This window comes from Tamlana crocina, from assembly GCF_012037625.1.
Genome location: NZ_JAAVJS010000714.1, coordinates 1 through 313 on the forward strand (window position 1 = coordinate 1; position 313 = coordinate 313).

The 313-nt window shown below is 40.6% G+C and carries 1 protein-coding gene; it reads left to right on the forward strand.

All coding sequences use genetic code 11. From position 1 onward, the window contains the following. Nucleotides 1–256: cupin domain-containing protein (locus HC176_RS18685; RefSeq protein ID WP_167920474.1), on the forward strand; the 256-nt coding region annotated here is incomplete at its 5' end. Nucleotides 257–313 lie beyond the last annotated feature (57 nt).

Below are 313 nucleotides of genomic sequence, written 5' to 3' on the forward strand. Positions count from 1 at the left end.
TGTAGATGTATTTTTCAAAGTACCAGCTAATACAGATCTTCCAAATCATAGCCATACCTCGCCAGAAAGGATGATCCTCGTTTCGGGAGAAATGGATGTCACATATGAAGGAGAAGAGACGCAAAAGCTAAAAACAGGAAATTATGCTTACGGGCCTGCAATGAAGCCCCATATTGCACGCTGTGGAGATGCGGGTTCCTGTGTACTATTTATTGCATTTGAGGAGCCACTGGATGCATTTCCGGTTAAGGAGTGAATTTCAGAAAGTTGTTTTTAACTTATCAGAATTGGTGATTTACGACAGATCTAAATA